Here is a 20,318-nt window from a genome sequence, read left to right on the forward strand (position 1 = left end):
CTTACCATTGAGGCATTAAAGACAGCGGTGCTTCTTCTAAAGCGGCGATCTGCTCTTTAAATGCAAGGACCTGACCTTCCCAGTATTTTGGCTCATTAAACCATGGAAAAGCGAGAGGAAATGCAGGGTCATGCCAACGTTTTGCTAGCCATGCCATATAGTGCACCATTCGTAGACCGCGAAGTGGCTCGATTAGTTTCAATTCTGCAGGATTAAAGTCGCAAAACTCTTGGTAAGCCTCTAAAACAATATCCAACTGCATCAGTTTGTCTTGGCGTTCACCGTTCAATAGCATCCATAAGTCTTGTACTGCAGGGCCGTTACGAGCGTCATCCAAATCAACAAACATAGGGCCATCTCGCCACAAAATATTGCCTGGGTGGCAATCGCCATGCAAACGAATGATATTGAAGCCTTCGTGCCAGTGGCTTTCAATTGATTTGATCAGCATATCCAAGTCATTGAAGAAGCTGTTCTCCAAGTGCATTGGAATCATATTGGCGTTTTGCAGAATCTCTCTTGGTTGATACAGGTATTCTTGTAAGCCGATCGTAGGGCGATGTTGGAAGGCTTGGCGGCTGCCGACTTTATGGATTCGGCCAAGGAAACGCCCTACACCTTCGAGCTGATCTAAATTGTCAACCTCGTATTGGCGACCACCCACGCTATCAAACAGCGCAAAAGCATAGCCTTGATAGTGATGCAGGGTTTCACCGTTGATGCGCACAGGTGGTGCGACGGGGATCTCATTGCCAATCAGCTCTAAAGTAAAGTCGTGCTCCTCTTGGATCTGTTCATTGCTCCAACGTTCAGGACGGTAAAACTTGACGACATAACGACGACGCTCTTCGTCAGTGAATTGATAAACACGGTTTTCGTAGCTATTGAGGGGAAGAAAGCCTGATTCTGCGCGAACGCCGATGCTTTCTAACGCGTACCACATAAAGTCTGGGGTAAGGGCGTCAAAGTTAAACATACTTTGGGACATATAAACAAAAAGGCTCATTACTGAGCCTTTTTCCGTTAGTCACTGAAGTAGCGCTATAGTTTTTTAATAAAACGGCTTTCTACTTCAATAGTGAATTCGTTGCTGTTATCGGTGAGTATAAACTGAATTGTCGTAATCGCAGAGTTTAGCTTGTCAGGATCGGCACCAAGACTCATTGGCAGGTTTAATACCTCACCTGGCTGGACCTGAATTGTCTGCTTACCATACCAGCTTACATCGGATAGCCCTTCAACATCCAACGAGTACTCTTGCACTTGCTGAGTTTTGTTGATCACTTTGAGGGTGTAGGTGTTTTCTACTTCTCCCGAGCTATTAACGCGGAACAGTTGGTTACGGTCGCGAATAACACTCATGCCGGCTGGGTCTACCGCTGCAATTTGGGCAAAGAAAAGACCGACCATGACGAGTAGTACGGCACCATAGCCTAGCAGCTTCGGACGCATGACTTTGGTACTCTTACCCGATAAGCGATGCTCGGTGGTGTAACTAATTAGGCCTTTCTCGTAGCCCATGCGATCCATGGTGTTGTCACACGCATCAATACAGGCGCCACAGTTGATACATTCATACTGCAAGCCGTCACGAATATCGATACCTGTTGGGCACACCTGCACACACAAATCACAATCAATACAATCACCCAAACCAAGTTGCTTTGGATCGGCTTTACGCGGACGTGGGCCACGTTTTTCCCCACGTTTTGCATCGTAGCCAACGATGAAGGTGTCTTTATCAAACATGGCAGACTGGAAGCGCGCGTAAGGACACATGTGAATACACATGATGGAACGCATCCAACCAGCATTACCATAAGTACAAATGGCAAAGAACATTACCCAAAAGACGGGCCAGAAGTTGGCGTTAAAGGTGAAAAAGTCGATAACCAATTGCTTCATTGGCACGAAGTAGCCAACAAAAGTAAAACCAGTGGCGAGTGCAATGGCAAACCAAGCTATATGTTTGACGGTTTTACGCATCGCTAAATTCGCTGTCAGCTTATTGGAGTCTTGTTTACGGCGTTTATTGGCACTACCTTCGAGCTTCTCTTCAAACCAGATATACATGAAGGTCCAGACGGTTTGTGGGCAGAGATAGCCACACCAAACCCGACCTAAGAAGGTGGTAATAAAGAACAACCCAAACGCCGCGATCACAAACAGCAAGGCGAGTAGGGTAAGATCTTGTGGGTACAGTGTGGTACCGAAAAAGTTGAACTGCTGGTTGCCAATATCAAGCAAGATCGCTTGACGTTCACCGTAAGGAATCCACGGTATCAAAGCGAAGAGAAGTAGTAAGAACCAACCACCGTAACGACGTAGTTTCTGGTAAGTTCCTTTACTTTCGCGTACATAGATGCGATTACTTGGGTTAAACCGATCCCCATTTCCTTTGTGGGTTTTGGGATTATAGGTTTTAGGAGTCACATCTTTGATATCGATCTTGTCCTGACTCATGCACTCATCCTTCTTAGGCTTTTATAATGTACGGCGTCATTTCTATTGATGTCGCTCGATGACATTGCTGCTCGTTCCGTCATAAAGATGACCGAACATAATTATTTTAGTAAATACTGATGAACGGCGATTATACAATCAATAACAATTCCGTTTCTTTAACGCAGTCAATGTTTAACAACAAAAATCAGTACAGTTAACCTGATAATTGGCTGAACAGTTATAACCAATTGTGGGACTAAAAACTTTGGTTATAAAAAAGCGACTCACAGAGAGAGTCGCTTAAAGAATACTGGCTGTTGAGCTGGTTATTTGATGATGCCACGAGCGCGTAGGATCGCCGTTTTAAAATCGTCCTCTTGGTCTTTTTTGAGTCCAGGGATCATTTCATCTTTGCTGCTATTACGCATTTTAAGGTGGTAGATCAGTACATCGTCGGTCAGATCTTCTAGCTTTCCTTTGTAGCCTGCTTCTTTTGCCAGCTTAACGATGAGCTGCAAGAGGTTCAGCTCTTGATCTTTATGCCATTCAGGCTCTAGTAGCTCAAGCAGCTCTTCAATGCGATGACACTTCATTTCTTTCTCCACAGAATTTATAGGTGTAATTAGCAGTAAAGGTACCAAATTGCTTTGCGAAGACCAAATAGGAAAAACTATCTCTTTCACTGTAGTTTGTTCTAAGTCTTTGAAGTTTATGAGTAGCGCGCAAAGAAAAAAGCGCAGCTGGCGCCGCGCTTTTGATTAAGCTGCTTTGATAACTTTGGCCGGAACACTCGACATCATTGCTGTCTTCTCAACCAATGTCATTGCTGGCGCAACTTGCTTTGCCTTTGGTGCAGTAGTAAAGCCACTGCGGCGGCGCATTGCACTAGTATTAGTGTGTGCGAACCTGACTGTTGTTGGGCGCATTAATTTACCTAACTGTCAGGCATATCCATTGCCGATGTAATGGCCTGAATCATTATGAGCTAGGCTCCAACAAGATTGAAGAATCACTCTTCTGGCTCTCGCCAATCCAGTTAATGAGTCAGGAATACCGATATGCATGCATATCAAGTGTAAGATTAGCATCCTTGTAATAATTGGTCGATAGTTGAGCAATTGAATTGTTTAGATTTTGTCATTTTGTCGCAATGTTCGAGGCAATTTTTGTTTGATCCCACGATCAGCAGTAGTAGTATGAGATCTCGATGAAGGAGGTGCCTATGTCATTTTTGAAGAAGACACTTGCCAGTTTTGGGATTGGGAGCGCGAAGGTCGACTCAATCTTAAACCAAGACGTGCTATACCCAGGTCAAAGTGTGGATGTGTCTATCCATGTATATGGTGGTGCGACTGAACAAGCGATCGACAACATTGATTTAAAACTCTGTTGCCGCTACATCGCCGAAGCCCCTGATGACCGTGGTGCGCGAGAAGGATACAGCATGCGCCGAGTACCTCAAACTCATGTGCTTGCTAAGTGGAGTCTCCCTTACGCATTTACCATCCATTCCGGCGAAGAGCGTACCTTCGATGTTAAGCTCGATGTGCCTTGGAACACGCCTATCACCATTGGTGATGCCAAAGTATGGTTAGAAACCGGCTTAGACGTTGCCGCTGCTTTGGATCCGACTGATAAAGACATCCTCACCGTTCGACCTGATCCACTGATGGATGCGGTACTATCTGCATTTGAAGCGCAAGGTTTACGAATTCGCCAGGTGGAATGCGAGGAAGTGAAAGGATTCGATCTACCATTTGTGCAAGAGTTTGAACTGGTGCCAACCGACGGACCTTACCACGGCGTGTGGCGCGAATTAGAATTTGTTGCCCACCGCAGTGAGCAAGAGCTCAAGTTATGGTTTGAAGTTGACCGCACACGTAAGGGGCAAGGTGGCATGCTCGCGAGCTTACTGGGTAGTGGCAAACTCAAGCGAGAGCTGACCATTCCTGCCACGACTAAGCCAGATCAAGTTGGCGAACTGGTACTCAATTATCTCGATCAAACTACTGCCGTTCATGAGTCTTAATTTAAGCTTACACGTGTAAGCCTAATGTGCCATACTAGAGCAAATTTCAAACTCTAGTATAGGCGCATTGATGTCCGAGCTGCAGAAACCTCAATACAGTCAACGTGAAGAACTGGCCAATACCATCACCCACGGTATAGGGATGATTTTTGGTTTTGTTGGCTTGATACTGCTGTTAGTTAAAGCCATAGACCATCAAGCTGACACTTTAACGCTTACCAGTATGGCGATTTATGGTGCGAGTATTATCGTGCTATTTTTGGCCTCGACGCTCTATCATGCGATCCCTTATCCCAAAGCGAAACGTTGGCTAAAAACCTTCGACCACTGTGCTATTTATCTTTTGATAGCAGGCAGCTATACCCCTTTCTTGTTAGTCAGCTTAAGAACACCTCTAGCATTTGGGTTGATGATCGTTATTTGGAGCATTGCGTTGATCGGCATCATCATGAAAGTTGCGTTCGTCTATCGATTTAAAAAGCTTTCTTTGATGACGTATTTGGTGATGGGATGGTTATCGTTGATTGTGATTTATCAATTAGCTATTAACTTGGATGTCGGCGGACTTACACTGCTTGCTGCTGGTGGAATTGTGTATTCACTAGGGGTAATTTTCTACGTCGCGAAGCGCATTCCCTTTAACCATGCGATTTGGCACGGCTTTGTTTTGGCTGGCTGCGTGTGCCATTTCTTTGCGATTTATTACTTTGTTGAGCCTATCTAGCCGATAGGCTCAACAAAGAATATTAAACACGTATTAGCGAGTTTTTACCTCTAGCACTTTGGCAGAAAACTGGTATTGCTGTGATTGCGGTACAGCCAATTTAATGCTCTTACCTTGTTCCGCTTGCTGTGGTCGCAGGTAGGTATCCGCCATGCGCTTGATGGATTGCCAAACCGTCACGTTTTCTTTTGCCAGTTGCTGACCAGACATATCAAACACTTGCACCTCAACTTCCACTTGAATGACAGATTGAGAGCTTTGGTTAGTGATTGATGTAGGTAAAATAAGCTCACCGCTTTGATAGCTTGCTGAACCAATCAATACATCCACACCTGAATCTGATAGCTGCATGGTTGGCTTTTTGGCGTTTACCACCACGGTCGTGCCAACGGTTTTCGTTACCACTGGAATTGTCGCAATCGCAGGAGCTGCGATTGTTTCAACTACGCTTGCTGTTGTTTGTGTCTCCGTCGCTTGCTGCGCCGGTTTTTTCATGACGTACTCCCAGGTAAAGTCATCGTTCAACTTCACTTCTCGACCATCGGCTAAAGTGATGACCTCGGCGGCGTATGTGGATGAGGCGGCAAGTAGGGTCGCCAGAGTAATCCATGTTTTCATTGTTATACCTTTTAATTAGAGTCTGCTTAGCGGCGCCAAAACGCAGGAAAGAACAGTACAAGAATAGTCAGAATTTCCAAGCGGCCCATTAACATCCCAAAGCTTAAGAGCCATTTGGCAGTATCGGGCAGAGGCGCGAAGTTGCCTGTCGGGCCAATCACACTGCCCATACCAGGGCCAACATTGGCAACGGCGGTGATTGAGCCAGAAATACTGGTCACAGGGTCGAGGCCAAGAGCACTTAAACAACCCGCGATAAAGATAATGGTGATAAAAAACATCAAGCCAAATGCCACCACTGAGCGAACAATATCATCATTCACCGGTCGCTGGTTATAACGCTGTACAAACACCCCAGAAGGGTGAATCAACTTCATCATTTGTTTGTTTAGCAGCGTCATTGCAATTTGGAAGCGGAAGATTTTGATCCCGCCAGACGTTGATCCTGAGCATGCTCCCGCCATCATTAAGAATGCGAAAAGAGTAGTGGGTAATGCGCCCCATGCGGTGAAGTCTTCTAAGCCAAAGCCAGTTGTGGTGACGACAGAGACAATATTAAACATCGACACTCGCAGGGCATCCAAAATGGTGTACCCATCTCGAATCACTAGCCAAGCTGAAATCACTAAGCTAGAGAATACGAACAGGTACGCAAATCCTCTAACTTGAGCGTCGTTAACCAACACATCAATACGGCGTTTACGTAATGCGGCGATAAAGAGCAAAAACGGCAAACCACCTAAGAACATAAAGGTAGTGGCCACCCAATGTGCGCCATTAGAGAAGTGGTTCATTGACCCATCAGATGTAGAGTACCCACCCGTCGATAGCGTAGTAAAGGCATGGTTGATTGCTTCGAACAGGTTCATGCCGGTGACCAAGTAGCCCAAAATACATAAGCCTGTTAGCATCAAATAAACCGCTACGATGTTTTTGGCGACCGTTTTCGCTCTTGGACTACTTTTATCCGACCAATCTGATGATTCGGTTTGGAATAGCTTCATACCACCGACATTCAGCATAGGTAACACTGCTACCGCCATCACGATAAAACCAATGCCACCAAGCCACTGTAAAATAGAGCGCCACAGCAAGATGCTCGGCGCCATGTTGTCTAGGCCACTGAGCACCGTTGAGCCCGTCGTGGTGATACCCGACATCGTTTCGAAGTAGGCGTCGGTGAAGCTGATGTGGTTGATAAACACAAATGGCAAGGCGGCAAACGCACTCGCGATGGTCCAAACCAAACTGGTGATGAGGAACATATCGCGTACGCTGAGTTTGAACTTGGCGGTTCGACCTATCGTTAGGCAGATGAAGGCGGCAAGGTGCGTGATCACAACGGCTTGGGCGAAATCGAGGAACCCCCCCGTACCGGTAAAGAAAGCGACCAAAGTCGGCACGTACATAAACAGGGCCAGTTTGGATAAAACCAGCCCGATAACAAACAGTACGGGACGTAAGTTGACCATAGGAAAATCCTAGAGGAAGAATGGACTCGGCTGGAATAGCGCTTCGACGTCTGATACGTATTTTTTGTTGACCAGGAACATCACCACATGGTCATCCTGCTCGATGACCGTACGGTCGTGGGCAATAAGAACTTCTTCGCCACGAACGATAGCACCAATGGTGGTCCCAGGTGGAAGCTTTATATCTCCAATCGCACGTCCAACCACTTTAGATGTACTTTCATCACCGTGAGCGACGGCTTCAATCGCTTCCGCAGCGCCGCGGCGAAGTGAGGATACGTTTACGATATCAGCGCGACGAACGTGCGTTAGCAAGGCTGAAATAGTGGCTTGCTGAGGTGAGATTGCTACATCAATTACGCCGCCTTGTACCAGGTCTACATAAGCGCCACGTTGGATCAGCACCATCACTTTTTTAGCGCCCATGCGTTTTGCCAACATTGCAGACATGATGTTGGTTTCATCTTCGTTGGTCAGCGCGATGAAGACGTCGACTTGGTCGATGTTCTCTTCCGAGAGAAGCTCTTGGTCTGCCGCATCACCGCAGAACACGATGGTGTTTTCTAGTTGCTCAGAGAGCTTTTCTGCACGCTGGTAGTTACGCTCAATCAGCTTCACGCTGTAAGTTTGCTCTAGGCGTTTTGCCAAGCTTGCGCCAATGTTACCACCTCCAACAATCATGATGCGGCGGTACGGTTTTTCTAGGCGCTGAAGCTCACTCATCACTGAGCGAATATGATTACTTGCTGCAACGAAGAACACTTCATCGTCGGCTTCAATAATGGTGGTACCTTGTGGGCGAATCGGACGGCCTTGACGGAAAATCGCCGCCACACGGGTATCGATGTGCGGCATGTGCTCACGCAAAGCAGACAGCGCGTTACCCACCAACGGGCCACCATAGTAAGCTTTCACCGCCACTAGGCTGACTTTCTGTTCAGCAAAACTCACCACTTGCAGCGCGCCTGGGTATTGGATCAGACGTTCGATGTAGCTCGTGACGAGTTCTTCTGGTGCGATAAGGTGATCAACAGGAATAGCGCCAGATTTAAACAGGGCTTCTTTTTCTGCCAAGTATTCTGGAGAGCGAATACGCGCAACGCGGTTTGGGGTATTGAATAGAGTGAACGCGACCTGACAGGCGGCCATGTTGGTTTCATCAGTGTTGGTTACTGCGACGAGCATATCGGCGTCTTGCGCGCCAGCTTCATGCAGCACGTCTGGATGGCTCGCATGGCCATTGACCACACGTAGGTCGTATTTGTCCTGCAATTCACGCAGTCGGTCGGCATTATTGTCGACGATGGTGATGTCGTTGTTTTCACCCACTAGGTTTTCTGCCAGTGTGCCGCCAACCTGACCTGCACCAAGAATAATGATCTTCATACTCTTTTCTCGTATCTGAAAAAGGCGATTGAAATCACTTCAATCGCCCTATTTAGCATGCTGTTACGCGTGTGTCTTAGTTAGCACTGCGTAGTAGAAACCATCCATATCTTCTTCGCCTGGTAGAATTTGACGACCAGGCTGGTCGGGATCAGAATCCAGCAGTTGCGCATCCGCGGTACGTGCTAAAAACGCTTTTACTTGCTCCACGTTTTCTTGCGGTATGATTGAACAAGTCGCGTAAACCATGGTGCCGCCGGGCTTCAGTTGCGTCCACATGGCATCAAAAATTTCACTTTGCAGCTCTGCTAATGCGGCGATGTCGTCTGCACGACGTAGCCATTTGATGTCTGGGTGACGACGAATCACGCCAGTCGCAGAACATGGGGCATCCAGCAAAATGCGATCAAATTGCTCGCCTTGCCACCATTCTTGTGGATTACGCGCATCACCGCAAACCACTTTTGCCTGAAGGTTGAGACGCTTCAGGTTTTCATGCACACGTTTCAAGCGTGTGTCGTCGCAGTCAATCGCGACCACTTCACTGCCCGACGTGCGCTCTAGAATGTGCGCAGTCTTGCCACCTGGCGCAGCACAGCAATCTAAAATCCGTTCGCCGTCTTGTGGTTTTAGGTAGTTGATCGAAAGCTGCGCCGCCGCATCTTGTACCGAAACCCAACCTTTATCAAAACCAGGTAGCTTCATCACGTCACATGGTGCGGCCAATTTTATGGCGTCCATTGCTTCTGTGTGTGGCGTGCTATCAATGTTTTCATTTTTGAGCAGCGCAAGGTATTCATCACGAGTGTGGTGTTGATGGTTCACACGCAGCCACATTGGTGCTTTTTGGTTGTTCGCTTCAACAATGCTTTCCCATTGCTGTGGGTAGGCCTCTTGCAGCAGTTTTAGTAACCAGCTTGGGTGACCGTACTTGCCAGCGTTGTTGCTGACGGCCATTCGGTCGAGTTCTTCTTGGTTGCGTTGGTAGTTACGCAATACAGCGTTAATCAAACCACGCAGACGAGGACCTTTAAGCTCTTTAGTGCCTTCAACCGTTTCACCGACAGCTGCGTGCGCAGGAATGCGCATGAAGCTCAGTTGGTAAATACCAACCAGAATTAGGTGATGGAATACACGTTGTTTGCCTTTGAGCGGCTTATCCATCAATTGGTTTGCGATCATTTCTAGGCGAGGTAGGTAACGTAGCGCACCGTAACAGATCTCTTGTAGCAGAGCATGGTCACGAGGTCGTACCGTTTGCTGAGCCGCTGGAAGAGCGCTTGAAAGTGAGTGGCCCTTGTCGACGACAAGATACAGGACGTTAGCAGCCGCAGCGCGAACATTCATGATGAGTACCTTAAAGTAAAGGAGGGCATCTCTGCCCTCTAAAAGTTCGTATTATTGGGGATGATAACCCCTAGTATGGCTTAAACCAGCAGAGTGCCAACTTCAAACCAAGCCGCACGCGAATTCAGAATATCCTGAACTGACATGGCTTTTTTGCCAGGAACTTGCAGTTGCTCTAGCACCAGTACGCCGTTGCCTGTCGCAACATAAATACCGGTTTTATCTGCTTGTACGATGGTGCCGGCTGGCTTGTCACTGGTTTGCTCTGCCACACGGCTTTGCCATACTTTGATGCTGTTTTCTGCCGCCTCAAAGTGGCTCATTGGCCATGGGTTAAATGCACGAACGCAGCGCTCAATGTGCGCCGCATCGTCGTTCCAGTTGATGCGTGCTTCTTCTTTGCTGAGTTTTTTCGCATAGTTCGCTAGCTCATCGTCTTGCTTCACTGGCACTGCTTTACCCGCAGCAATGTCTGCTAGGCAGTCAATCAGAGCTTCTGGACCAAGCTCAGCCAATTTTTCATACATTGAAGCGCTGGTATCTGTCGCTTCGATTGGCAGCGTGGCAATCTTCAGCATATCACCAGTGTCGAGACCGATATCCATCTGCATGATGGTCACGCCAGTTTCTGCATCGCCCGCCCAAATAGAGCGTTGGATTGGAGCCGCACCACGCCAACGAGGTAGGATAGAACCATGTACGTTGATACAACCCAGTTTAGGGGTATCAAGAACCGCTTGTGGCAGCAGCATACCGTACGCCACGACAACCATGAGGTCGGCGTTCAGATCGGCAAGTTCTTGTTTCGCTTCGTCGGACTTAAAGCTTTCAGGTTGGTAAACCGGGATATTGTGTTCTAGCGCCAGTTGTTTTACCGGTGGCGCAGCCAATTTTTTGCCACGACCCGCTGGACGATCTGGGTTTGTGTAAACCGCGATGACTTCATGCTCCGAAGACAACAACGCCGCCAAGTGACGGGCGGCGAAATCCGGAGTACCTGCAAAGACAATTCGTAAAGACTGACTCAAGGTAGACTTCCTTCTAATTGGTATGGTTCGAGATTAAGCGTTTTGCTGCTTCTCGTTAAAGCGTTTGATTTTCGCTAGCTTGTCCTGAATGCGTTTGCGTTTCAGTGGCGATAGGTAATCCACGAACAGCTTACCTTGTAGGTGATCAAGCTCGTGTTGAACACAAATCGCTAGCAGGTCGTCGGCTTCAAAGGTGAACTCTTTGCCATCACGATCCAGTGCTTTAACGGTAACTTCTGCAGCGCGAGGCACAAGTGCGCGCGCACCTGGTACCGACAGACAGCCTTCTTCGATGCCATCTTCGCCACGCTTTTCCAGAATCTCAGGGTTGATTAGCACCATCGGCTCATCGCGAGTTTCTGAAATATCAATCACTACGATACGTTTGTGGATATCAACCTGCGTTGCAGCAAGGCCAATACCTTCTTCGTCGTACATGGTTTCAATCATGTCATCGACGATTTTTTGAATCTCAGGTGTCACCGCTTCAACAGGCTTTGCGACTGTGCGCAGGCGATCATCCGGGAATGTTAATACTTGTAATACAGACATATTCACTCGAAATATTGAACTGTGCCGAAACAGCACAAACCTTGTTGGCTCAATTCTAGACATTTTATAGCCTAAATGACAGCATCCTTGCACCAATTTCCATTCTGGTTCCTGCTTAATAGACCAAGGACGAGGGTCATGAATCGAATTTTCCGCAACGTTGCCAGTGTTACGTTGCCGTTACTTTTCTCTTTCAACGCTGTAGCAAATGTGGATGCGAACCCACTGACTGTTAAAGATGATGCGCCACAAACGTATGTAGTCGTGAAGGGCGATACGCTATGGGATATTTCGGCCATGTACTTGAATAGCCCGTGGTTGTGGCCTCGTTTATGGCAAGTAAACCCGGAAATCGATAACCCTCATTTAATTTATCCCGGAGACAAGCTGTCTTTGGTGTGGATTAACGGTCAGCCCGTGTTGAGCCTAAAACCGGTTAAGAAGCTGAGCCCGAAAGCTCGCATCACAGAAAAGAAAGCCGTACCAACCGTTGCGGAAGGTTTGGTGATGCCTTACCTTAAATCGGATCGGTTGCTAGATAAAGATTCGTTGAACAATGCTGCAAAAGTGATGGGTAGCAGCAAAGGCAGTAAGTATCTGACTGCAGAAGATGTGCTGTATATCAATGGCAATCAGACCGCGACAGGTTGGGCTATTTACCGACCAGTAGCTACCTTTTCGCGTGACGATGTGTCCGAAGAGATTACCGCGCTGCGTTTGATTGCCAAAGGCGAGCTCGTTGAAGCTTCGAGTGATTACTCAGGTTTGAAGCTTACATCGCAAATGCAAGAAATCCTACGTAACGATATCGCGTTGCCAAATCAATCGGTTGAGAATACTGACTTCACAACTACGTTCTATCCGCTGCCGTCGCCACAAGGCAGTTCTGCAAAGCTGCTAGGTAATATCGAAGGTATTCGCTTTAGTTCAACTAACCAAGTCGTGGTGATTGATAAAGGCACGTCAGATAATCTCAAGCAAGGCAGTGTGTTTGATTTAAAAGAAGACGCGCACCCAGTTTACAAAGACGGCGATGAGTTCAAGAAAGAGTTTGGCGTGCTTGATAAGAAAATCACTTTGCCTCAAAGCAAAGTTGGTGAGTTGCTGGTCATTCGTCCTTATGAGTACTTTAGCTTGGCACTGATCACTCACAGTACGAAACCCATTAACCAAGATATTTCGGTGGTGTCACCGTTGGCGGACGAATTAACCATCGATGAATCGACGAAATAACGATGATCTCGCTGCCTGGTTAAAACTGAGTTGTTTACCAGGCATTGGCGGCGTCAAAATGAATAAGCTACTGGCAAGAGACACGCCACGTAACATCGTAAACTTCTCTCCTGAACAGCTACAACAACTTGGGTTAACAACTAAGCAAATTCAAGCTTGGGCTTCAACAGATAAAGAAGTCGATGCTTGTTTAAGCTGGCTTGAGGCTTCTACAAACCATCATATCCTGACACTGACTGACCCGCGTTATCCACCTCAACTCAAACAAATCGTTGCACCGCCACCTCTACTTTTTGTTCAAGGAAACTCTACTTGTCTTTCTCTGCCACAAATCGCGATGGTTGGCAGCCGAAATGCGAGTATTGATGGATTACAGCATGCACGTCAGTTCGCTGCAGAGTTTGTTCAGCACGATTTTATTGTCACCAGTGGTCTCGCTTTAGGCATTGATGGCCATGCGCATGATGGTGCGTTGCAAGCGGGTGGTAAGACGATTGCGGTGCTAGGATCTGGCTTAGAAAATATTTATCCGGCACGTCATCGTGGTTTAGCGCAACGTGTTATTGAACATGGGGCCTTGGTGTCTGAGTTTCGGCCTAATGCCAAGCCGCGTCCAGAAAACTTCCCGCGTCGTAATCGTATTATTAGTGGATTATCGCTTGGTGTACTGGTCGTCGAGGCGGCGAAAAAGAGCGGCTCGTTAATTACAGCTCGTTACGCGCTTGAGCAAGGTCGAGAAGTATTTGCGCTGCCAGCGTCAATCAATGCCCCCAATGCCTGCGGTGGAAACCAGTTGATACGTCATGGCGCTTGCCTCGTAGAAAAGACGAAAGATGTCTTAGATGAAATACAGTCCTTGCTTGATTGGTCTATTAATCAGAGTACCGATTTATTTTCTACGTTAAATGATGAAGAAGAATTGCCATTTCCTCAGCTGTTAGCTAACGTAGGAAGTGAAGCTACACCGGTTGATATTCTTGCAAACAGGACCAATATACCTGTCCAAGAAGTCATGATGCAGCTCTTAGAGTTAGAACTCTCTGGGCATGTCGTTGCGGTTTCAGGTGGCTATATTCGAAAGGGGAGGGGCTAGCTATGATGATGGATATACTGATGTATCTATTCGAAACCTACATCCATAGCGATGCAGAGTTACAGGTCGAACAAGACGAGTTGGAAGAAGAGTTGCTTCGTGCAGGCTTCCAACAAAAAGATATCTACAAAGCCCTTGTCTGGTTAGAAGAGCTTGCCGCATTGCAGCAAAGTGACACCTCTTCTGCAATCTCGACTTGCATGGCTTCGTCATCAACTCGTATCTACACAGCGAAAGAGATGCAGCGTTTAGATTTGGAATGCCGAGGATTTCTATTGTTTCTCGAGCAAATCAATGTGTTAACCACAGAAACTCGCGAAATGGTGATTGACCGAGTGATGGGATTAGAAACGAGTGAGTTTGAGCTTGAAGACCTCAAATGGATCATTCTGATGGTGCTGTTTAATGTGCCTGGCAACGAAAACGCTTACACGCTAATGGAAGAGCTGTTGTACACCAAGGAACAAGGGATTCTTCACTAACCATCTGCAAGTTCGAGTTTAGCTAGAATAAACGCGAGCTTGTCTTTTTGTGTGTTTTTCACGAAACGGTAAGTATGAGTAGTAAAATCGACAACACCCTTTTCTCTGCCCATGAACACGCTTTGGAACACGAGCCGTGTCCAAAATGTGGTGGTGAGCTGACTCTCAAGCACGGAAAACATGGCCCATTTCTCGGCTGTAACCATTATCCAAGCTGTGATTACATTAAACCGCTACACAGCAATGATGGGCACATCGTGAAAGAGTTGGGTGTGCCTTGTCCTGAGTGTGGCAATGAGTTGGTACTCCGCCAAGGGCGCTACGGCATGTTTGTCGGTTGTAGTAACTACCCGGCTTGTCATCATATTGAGTCGATTAATCAACCAGAGCCAGAAAAACAGTCGCAAGAGCATCAAGCGTGTCCTGAATGCGGTAAAGGTCATTTAGTTGAACGTAAGACGCGTTTTGGCAAAACATTCTACGCGTGTGATAACTACCCTAAATGCAAATTTGCTGTGAACCTTGCTCCGGTCAAGGGGCGATGCGAAGAATGTGGTTTTACTTTGTTGGTGGAGAAGAAACTCGCCAGTGGTGTGAAATTGCAATGTGCCAACCGTAAGTGCCAGCACACCCAACAAGGGTAAATACATCAAAGGAATTAAAAAGGGTCGCATCGTGCGACCCTTTTTTTATTTTTTTGCTGCCAAACGTTAGTGTTGAGGCTGTTTAGCGAACGCTTGCACGGCTGGGAAAGCTATTGGGTCTAAGATGTCTGCCAGAGCGCACAACCTACGGTGCAATTCTCCTGGGTAGTCGCCACACACGTTGATGTGTCCCATCTTGCGACCTGCACGTTTCTCTTTGCCATACCAATGAATGTGGCAACCATCCATTGATAACAATGCTTCTGGTAGTGTGTCTTCACCAAGAATATTGATCATTGAGGTTTCACGAACCAATTTCGTACTGCCTAATGGTAAGCCGCACACTGCGCGCAGATGGTTTTCAAACTGACACGTTTCTGCACCTTGCTGTGTCCAGTGACCAGAGTTGTGCACGCGTGGAGCAATCTCATTCACTAAAAGTGCCCCATCGACATCAAAGAACTCAAGCGCCAATACGCCAACGTAATCTAGGCTATCTGCGACTGCCGTGAACATTTGCTTTGCTTGTTCCTGTAACCCTGGCGCATCAATCGCAGTAGAAAGACTCAATACACCGTTGGTGTGAACATTCTCTGCCAGAGGGTACACTTCCACACTGCCATCTTTGCTTCGAGCACCAACCAGTGATACTTCGCGGTTAAAAGGAACAAACTCTTCAGCAACAATCGCTTGAGTTGGTGTTGCCGCGATGCACTCTGCCATCTCAGTCCAAATGTCGTCGACTTGAGAAGCTTCTTTTAAGCGCCATTGGCCTTTACCATCGTAACCACCTAATGCACTTTTCAGAACCATTGGCATACCAACGTGTTCAATTGCGCGGTCAAAGTCTTCACGAGTTTCAATGACGTAGTATTTCGCGTTGCGCACGCCGGCATCATCAAGCAGTGCCTTTTCAATACGGCGATCACCACCTGCTTTGATGGCTTGCGTACTTGGTAGGAACTTGCCGCTCGCTTCGCAAACTTTGAGCACGTCATGTGGAATATGCTCGAACTCGGCAGTAATCACATCAACTTGCGTAATCGCATTTTCCAAACCATGGCCAAGTACCTGTTGAGTTAAAGGGTGAACGACATCACCGTTGGTGACATCGTAAGCTGAAATTTGAATATTCAGTGGCGCACCAGCCAGAGACATCATACGAGCCAACTGACCCGCACCAAGAACCAGTACATGCATCTGATTAATCCTCTGCAGGGTTTGGATTTGCGAGAACTGTTTCCGTTTGCTCATTACGGAATGCTTCTACCTTCGCCATGATGTTTTCATCATGAGTGCCTAGGATTTGCGCTGCTAGGATACCGGCGTTTGCTGCGCCCGCTTCGCCAATCGCCAATGTACCAACCGCAATTCCCTTTGGCATCTGTACAATAGAAAGCAGTGAATCCATACCTTTCAGTGCACGAGACTGAACGGGAACCCCAAGCACTGGCAAACTAGTAAACGCCGCCGCCATACCTGGTAGGTGGGCTGCACCACCTGCGCCTGCGATGATAACTTTGATGCCGCGTTCTTTTGCGCCACTGGCGTAGTCAGCCAGTAATTGAGGAGTTCGGTGTGCTGACACTACTTTTGTTTCGTAAGGCACGCCAAATTGGTCTAGCATGTCTGCTGCTAGTTTCATGGTTGGCCAATCGGATTTAGAACCCATGATGATACCGACTTTCATCTCAAACTCCTTTAAGCTGCAAAAAATTAGGTGAGCTATAAATTTGTGCGCATTATACGGGGATTTTTATCTCAAGCAAACGTTTGCGTCCAGTTGTTGGCGCTATTGATACATTTTATAAAAAAATTGCTTTAGTGTCTGAGAATGAATATTTGTACACTTAGTGAAAACAACACAGTCAAACAAATAGGAAGTAATCGGTGGATAACTTTGAACAAGTGCTCAACGCACTCAAGCAAGGCGAAGTGATTGCCTATCCAACAGAAGGGGTTTTTGGTGTCGGATGTGATCCAGATAACCCAGAAGCAATTCAAAAGCTATTAGAGCTCAAGCAGCGTCCGGTAGAAAAAGGGCTGATTCTAATCGCGGCAAGTTATGATCAGCTCTTGCCTTATATTGATGAATCTCAGTTGACTGAAGAACAATTACAGACTGTTCATGCCACTTGGCCAGGCCCATACACTTGGATCATGCCAGCGAGCGATAAAGTATCCAACTGGGTTTCAGGGCAGTTTGATTCAATTGCGGTTCGTGTGACTGATCATCCTTTGGTGCAAAAAATGTGTAATGCATTCGGAAAGCCGTTAACCTCTACCAGCGCGAATCTCTCCGGCTTACCACCGTGTATGACCACGGAAGAAGTCGAAGAGCAGTTGGGTGATAAGCTGGTCGCCATTCTTCGTGGCGAGACCAGCGGTCGTGATAAACCCAGCGAGATTCGTGACGCCAAAACTTCACAAATATTAAGACAGGGTTAACCCTGCTAGCCAGCCATCATTAGGTTTCACGTAATAGGTAATAACGTATGTCAGCGATCGATAAGCACGCCGTAAAGCAGTTCTTGATGTCACTTCAGGACTCCATTTGTCAGCAGTTAGAACAAGAAGATGGAAAGGCCGTCTTTGTCGAAGATGCATGGCAACGTGAAAAAGGAGAGCGTCTGGGTGGCGGTGGTCGCTCACGTGTTTTGCGTGATGGCCTTGTTTTCGAGCAGGGAGGCGTGAACTTCTCGCATGTGGAAGGGAAAGAAATGCCAGCATCAGCGACAGCGCATCGCCCAGAGCTAGCGGGTCGTCGTTTTGAAGCCATGGGTGTTTCTTTGGTTATTCACCCTAAAAACCCTTATGTACCGACTTCACACGCCAATGTCCGCTTCTTTATTGCAGAAAAAGATGGCGAAGACCCAATTTGGTGGTTTGGTGGTGGTTTTGACCTAACGCCGTTCTATCCATTTGAAGAAGATTGCCAATCATGGCACGACACTGCAAAACTGCTTTGTGCGCCATTTGGTGACGATGTTTACCAAGAGCATAAAGCATGGTGTGACAAATACTTCTTCCTACCACATCGTAATGAAACTCGCGGTGTTGGCGGTTTGTTCTTTGATGATCTAAACCAGTGGGAATTTGATAAGTGCTTTGCTTACATCAAAGCTGTCGGTGAAGGCTATTGCCAGGCTTATTTGCCGATCGTTTCTCGTCGTAAAGAGATCGAGTATGGTGAGCGTGAGCGTGAATTCCAACTATATCGTCGCGGCCGTTACGTAGAGTTCAACTTAGTGTATGACCGTGGCACCTTATTTGGTTTACAAAGCGGTGGGCGTACTGAGTCGATTCTGATGTCAATGCCGCCGCTCGCTCGCTGGGAGTACTGCTACGAGCCAGAAGCGGGATCGCCAGAAGCTGAACTTTACGAGCGATACCTAACGCCACGAGAGTGGTAAGCACGGAATCTCCTTTTCTATATAGATAGATAGTGATAGGGTCATCTGTAATCAGGTGGCCCTGTTTTCTCTATATCTAAGTAAGGAACAAAGGTAAGGAAATGACCCAGCAAATCGATCGCTATGCCGTGTTTGGTAATCCTATCGGACACAGTAAGTCGCCATTCATTCACACCTTGTTTGCTCGTCAAACCAATCAATCTTTGGTGTACACCGCAGAAAGTGCACCTGTTGATGGTTTTATTGACGCGGCGAAGGTGTTTTTTGCTGAAGGTGGCAAGGGGTGCAACATCACTATGCCATTTAAAGAAGATGCTTATCAATTTGCTAGTCGATTGACAGAACGGGCTCAGTTAGCAGGCGCGGTAAATACCCTCAAGAAGTTAGACGATGGTGAAATCATCGGTGACAACACTGATGGTGCAGGTTTAGTGCAAGATCTGCTTCAGCATCAGGTTGTATTGGAAGGCGCGCGAATCCTAATTATTGGCGCTGGTGGTGCCGCTCGTGGTGTTATTAAGCCACTACTCGATCAAAAGCCGACCTCTTTAACCATTACCAACCGTACCTTTAGTAAAGCACAAGAGCTCGCAGAGCTGTTTGTCTCTCATGGTCCTATCGTAGCGAGAGAGATGGAAAGTATTGATGAAGAGTATGATGTCATCATTAACTCTACCTCCGCTTCTCTTAGTGGTGAACTGCCTGCTATCTCTTCCTCTATCTTTGCCGCCAACAGCACAAGCTATGACATGATTTATGGCAAAGGAGTGACGAGCTTTAACTTATGGGCAAGAGAAAATGGTGCCGCTCATGCGTATGACGGTCTTGGAATGCTGGTTGGGCAGGCTGCAGAAAGCTTTATGCTTTGGCGTGGCTTACGTCCTGGTGCCAAACAAATTCTCAGAGAACTAAGAAAGAACCTTGAAGGTCAATAAGCGATGAATCAATCCATCTTATTCCCAGATATTCAATCATGGGATGAAGTATCACAATCGGTAAACTTTTCGGCGCAACAATCAGGCGCACTAATAGAGTGCTTTGTGACGAAACAAAAGCTAGAAAAGCTCAGTGGTTCACTGATTGAAACTGAGCAAGCGGCAATCAAAGTGTTTACTGATTACCGATTCGATCTAGAAGAAATCGCCGAAGAGCTAATAGAAGATGAAGCCTTCGATGAAGAAGGCCATATCATTATCGATTAGCTGACGATTCCTGGCTACTCTTTGATGTCTTCTACTTCGTTAATGTAGTCGTCTTTGTTCTGCACATAGTTGTTGGCAGACTTTTGCAAGAAAGCTCGTTCTTTATCTGATAGAGGGCGAGCTTGCTTAACAGGGCTTCCAACATATAAATAACCACTTTCTAATACCTTCCCTGGTGGCACCAAACTTCCTGCACCAATCATCACATCTGACTCAATTACAACAGCATCTAAAACAATAGCTCCCATACCAACCAAAACACGATCGTGGATCTCACAACCGTGCAGCATCACTTTGTGGCCAATCGTAACGTCATTACCAATAATCAATGGGTAGCCGTTTGGGTTTTCGGCGTTCTTATGGGTGACATGCAAAACACTGCCATCTTGAATATTCGTTCGATCACCAATGTGAATGTGGTTTACATCGCCTCGCGCTGCTACCAATGGCCAAATGCTAGAATCATCGCCAATTCGGATATCACCGACTAAAACAGAGGTTGGGTCAACGTAAACACGCTCACCAAGTTCAGGCTTTATACCTTTGTAGCTTCTCATTGAGCTCATCTTTTTTCCTTATTCAGGGCGATTACAGGGTGTATGGAGGTAGAATAGTAGTGAAAACTCGCCTTTTAGAATAAAAAACACCCA

Annotated in this window: 23 protein-coding genes; 10 read left to right on the forward strand and 13 right to left on the reverse strand. The window is 47.0% G+C overall.

The window, feature by feature from the left end; genetic code table 11:
- Window position 1: 1 nt before the first annotated feature.
- The 4 genes from R7P64_RS21670 to R7P64_RS21685 form a co-directional block, all read right to left on the reverse strand.
- Window positions 2-988, reverse strand: coding sequence for a serine/threonine protein kinase (locus tag R7P64_RS21670; protein ID WP_170890928.1), 987 nt, complete (start codon window positions 986-988; stop codon window positions 2-4).
- Window positions 989-1,041: 53 nt separating this feature from the next.
- On the reverse strand, window positions 1,042-2,463 hold the full coding sequence (gene ccoG, locus R7P64_RS21675; RefSeq protein WP_318119209.1) for a cytochrome c oxidase accessory protein CcoG: 1,422 nt from the start codon (window positions 2,461-2,463) through the stop codon (window positions 1,042-1,044).
- 308 nt (window positions 2,464-2,771) lie between these two features.
- Entirely contained in the window at window positions 2,772-3,038 is a 267-nt protein-coding gene (locus R7P64_RS21680) for a YihD family protein (RefSeq protein WP_318119210.1), read from the reverse strand.
- A 165-nt stretch (window positions 3,039-3,203) separates the two neighbouring features.
- Window positions 3,204-3,371, reverse strand: coding sequence for a hypothetical protein (locus R7P64_RS21685; RefSeq protein ID WP_005379043.1), 168 nt, complete (start codon window positions 3,369-3,371; stop codon window positions 3,204-3,206).
- Window positions 3,372-3,667: 296 nt separating this feature from the next.
- Here R7P64_RS21685 and R7P64_RS21690 point away from each other — a divergent pair, with 296 nt between their 5' ends.
- The gene (locus tag R7P64_RS21690; RefSeq protein ID WP_213915382.1) at window positions 3,668-4,474 is read left to right on the forward strand and encodes a sporulation protein; all 807 of its coding nucleotides are present in this window, start codon (window positions 3,668-3,670) and stop codon (window positions 4,472-4,474) included.
- A gap of 70 nt (window positions 4,475-4,544) precedes the next feature.
- On the forward strand, window positions 4,545-5,198 hold the full coding sequence (gene trhA, locus R7P64_RS21695; protein ID WP_318119211.1) for a PAQR family membrane homeostasis protein TrhA: 654 nt from the start codon (window positions 4,545-4,547) through the stop codon (window positions 5,196-5,198).
- A gap of 33 nt (window positions 5,199-5,231) precedes the next feature.
- Here trhA and R7P64_RS21700 read toward each other — a convergent pair whose 3' ends face one another.
- The 6 genes from R7P64_RS21700 to def form a co-directional block, all read right to left on the reverse strand.
- Window positions 5,232-5,816 carry a DUF3157 family protein gene (locus R7P64_RS21700; protein WP_005379050.1) on the reverse strand — a complete coding sequence of 195 codons (585 nt, stop codon included), beginning with the start codon at window positions 5,814-5,816 and terminating at the stop codon, window positions 5,232-5,234.
- A 26-nt stretch (window positions 5,817-5,842) separates the two neighbouring features.
- The gene (locus R7P64_RS21705) at window positions 5,843-7,288 is read right to left on the reverse strand and encodes a TrkH family potassium uptake protein (RefSeq protein ID WP_005386656.1); all 1,446 of its coding nucleotides are present in this window, start codon (window positions 7,286-7,288) and stop codon (window positions 5,843-5,845) included.
- Between the two features lie 9 nt (window positions 7,289-7,297).
- A complete protein-coding gene (gene trkA, locus R7P64_RS21710; RefSeq protein ID WP_005379062.1) occupies window positions 7,298-8,674 on the reverse strand; it encodes a Trk system potassium transporter TrkA in 1,377 nt (458 codons plus the stop codon).
- A 63-nt stretch (window positions 8,675-8,737) separates the two neighbouring features.
- Window positions 8,738-10,021: a 16S rRNA (cytosine(967)-C(5))-methyltransferase RsmB gene (gene rsmB / locus R7P64_RS21715; protein ID WP_318119212.1), complete on the reverse strand. Its 1,284-nt coding sequence runs from the start codon at window positions 10,019-10,021 to the stop codon at window positions 8,738-8,740.
- Between the two features lie 80 nt (window positions 10,022-10,101).
- The gene (gene fmt, locus R7P64_RS21720; protein WP_005461453.1) at window positions 10,102-11,049 is read right to left on the reverse strand and encodes a methionyl-tRNA formyltransferase; all 948 of its coding nucleotides are present in this window, start codon (window positions 11,047-11,049) and stop codon (window positions 10,102-10,104) included.
- A gap of 33 nt (window positions 11,050-11,082) precedes the next feature.
- A complete protein-coding gene (gene def / locus R7P64_RS21725) occupies window positions 11,083-11,601 on the reverse strand; it encodes a peptide deformylase (protein ID WP_005379068.1) in 519 nt (172 codons plus the stop codon).
- A gap of 138 nt (window positions 11,602-11,739) precedes the next feature.
- On the opposite strand from def, the gene R7P64_RS21730 reads away from it, so the two are divergent.
- From R7P64_RS21730 to R7P64_RS21745, 4 genes are all read left to right on the forward strand, one after another.
- Window positions 11,740-12,834: a LysM peptidoglycan-binding domain-containing protein gene (locus R7P64_RS21730; protein WP_238844198.1), complete on the forward strand. Its 1,095-nt coding sequence runs from the start codon at window positions 11,740-11,742 to the stop codon at window positions 12,832-12,834.
- Window positions 12,818-13,927 (forward strand): DNA-processing protein DprA, encoded by a 1,110-nt coding sequence (dprA, locus tag R7P64_RS21735; protein ID WP_222712611.1) that lies wholly within the window; start codon window positions 12,818-12,820, stop codon window positions 13,925-13,927. Before R7P64_RS21730 ends, dprA begins: the two co-directional genes overlap by 17 nt.
- A 2-nt stretch (window positions 13,928-13,929) precedes the next feature.
- Complete coding sequence (locus R7P64_RS21740; RefSeq protein ID WP_005379074.1) at window positions 13,930-14,409, forward strand: DUF494 family protein; 480 nt, start codon at window positions 13,930-13,932, stop codon at window positions 14,407-14,409.
- 74 nt (window positions 14,410-14,483) lie between these two features.
- Window positions 14,484-15,053, forward strand: a complete 570-nt coding sequence (locus R7P64_RS21745) for a type I DNA topoisomerase (protein WP_318119213.1) — start codon at window positions 14,484-14,486, stop codon at window positions 15,051-15,053.
- Between the two features lie 66 nt (window positions 15,054-15,119).
- Here the strand turns inward: R7P64_RS21745 and R7P64_RS21750 are convergent, their stop codons facing one another.
- Together R7P64_RS21750 and purE are read right to left on the reverse strand one after the other, a co-directional pair.
- Entirely contained in the window at window positions 15,120-16,253 is a 1,134-nt protein-coding gene (locus R7P64_RS21750; protein ID WP_285335371.1) for a 5-(carboxyamino)imidazole ribonucleotide synthase, read from the reverse strand.
- A 4-nt stretch (window positions 16,254-16,257) separates the two neighbouring features.
- Entirely contained in the window at window positions 16,258-16,743 is a 486-nt protein-coding gene (gene purE, locus R7P64_RS21755; RefSeq protein WP_005379082.1) for a 5-(carboxyamino)imidazole ribonucleotide mutase, read from the reverse strand.
- Window positions 16,744-16,943: 200 nt separating this feature from the next.
- On the opposite strand from purE, the gene R7P64_RS21760 reads away from it, so the two are divergent.
- The 4 genes from R7P64_RS21760 (at window position 16,944) to R7P64_RS21775 (ending at window position 19,668) form a co-directional block, all read left to right on the forward strand.
- Window positions 16,944-17,501 carry an L-threonylcarbamoyladenylate synthase gene (locus R7P64_RS21760; protein WP_005379084.1) on the forward strand — a complete coding sequence of 186 codons (558 nt, stop codon included), beginning with the start codon at window positions 16,944-16,946 and terminating at the stop codon, window positions 17,499-17,501.
- 47 nt (window positions 17,502-17,548) lie between these two features.
- Entirely contained in the window at window positions 17,549-18,466 is a 918-nt protein-coding gene (gene hemF / locus R7P64_RS21765) for an oxygen-dependent coproporphyrinogen oxidase (protein WP_065274969.1), read from the forward strand.
- A 101-nt stretch (window positions 18,467-18,567) separates the two neighbouring features.
- A complete protein-coding gene (aroE, locus tag R7P64_RS21770; protein ID WP_042523879.1) occupies window positions 18,568-19,401 on the forward strand; it encodes a shikimate dehydrogenase in 834 nt (277 codons plus the stop codon).
- 3 nt (window positions 19,402-19,404) lie between these two features.
- Entirely contained in the window at window positions 19,405-19,668 is a 264-nt protein-coding gene (locus R7P64_RS21775) for a DUF1488 domain-containing protein (RefSeq protein ID WP_213973540.1), read from the forward strand.
- Window positions 19,669-19,682: 14 nt separating this feature from the next.
- Here R7P64_RS21775 and R7P64_RS21780 read toward each other — a convergent pair whose 3' ends face one another.
- Window positions 19,683-20,234 (reverse strand): gamma carbonic anhydrase family protein, encoded by a 552-nt coding sequence (locus R7P64_RS21780; RefSeq protein WP_171345091.1) that lies wholly within the window; start codon window positions 20,232-20,234, stop codon window positions 19,683-19,685.
- Window positions 20,235-20,318: the final 84 nt, after the last annotated feature.

Source organism: Vibrio sp. 2304, from assembly GCF_033339475.1.
GTDB classification, from domain to species: domain Bacteria; phylum Pseudomonadota; class Gammaproteobacteria; order Enterobacterales; family Vibrionaceae; genus Vibrio; species Vibrio alginolyticus.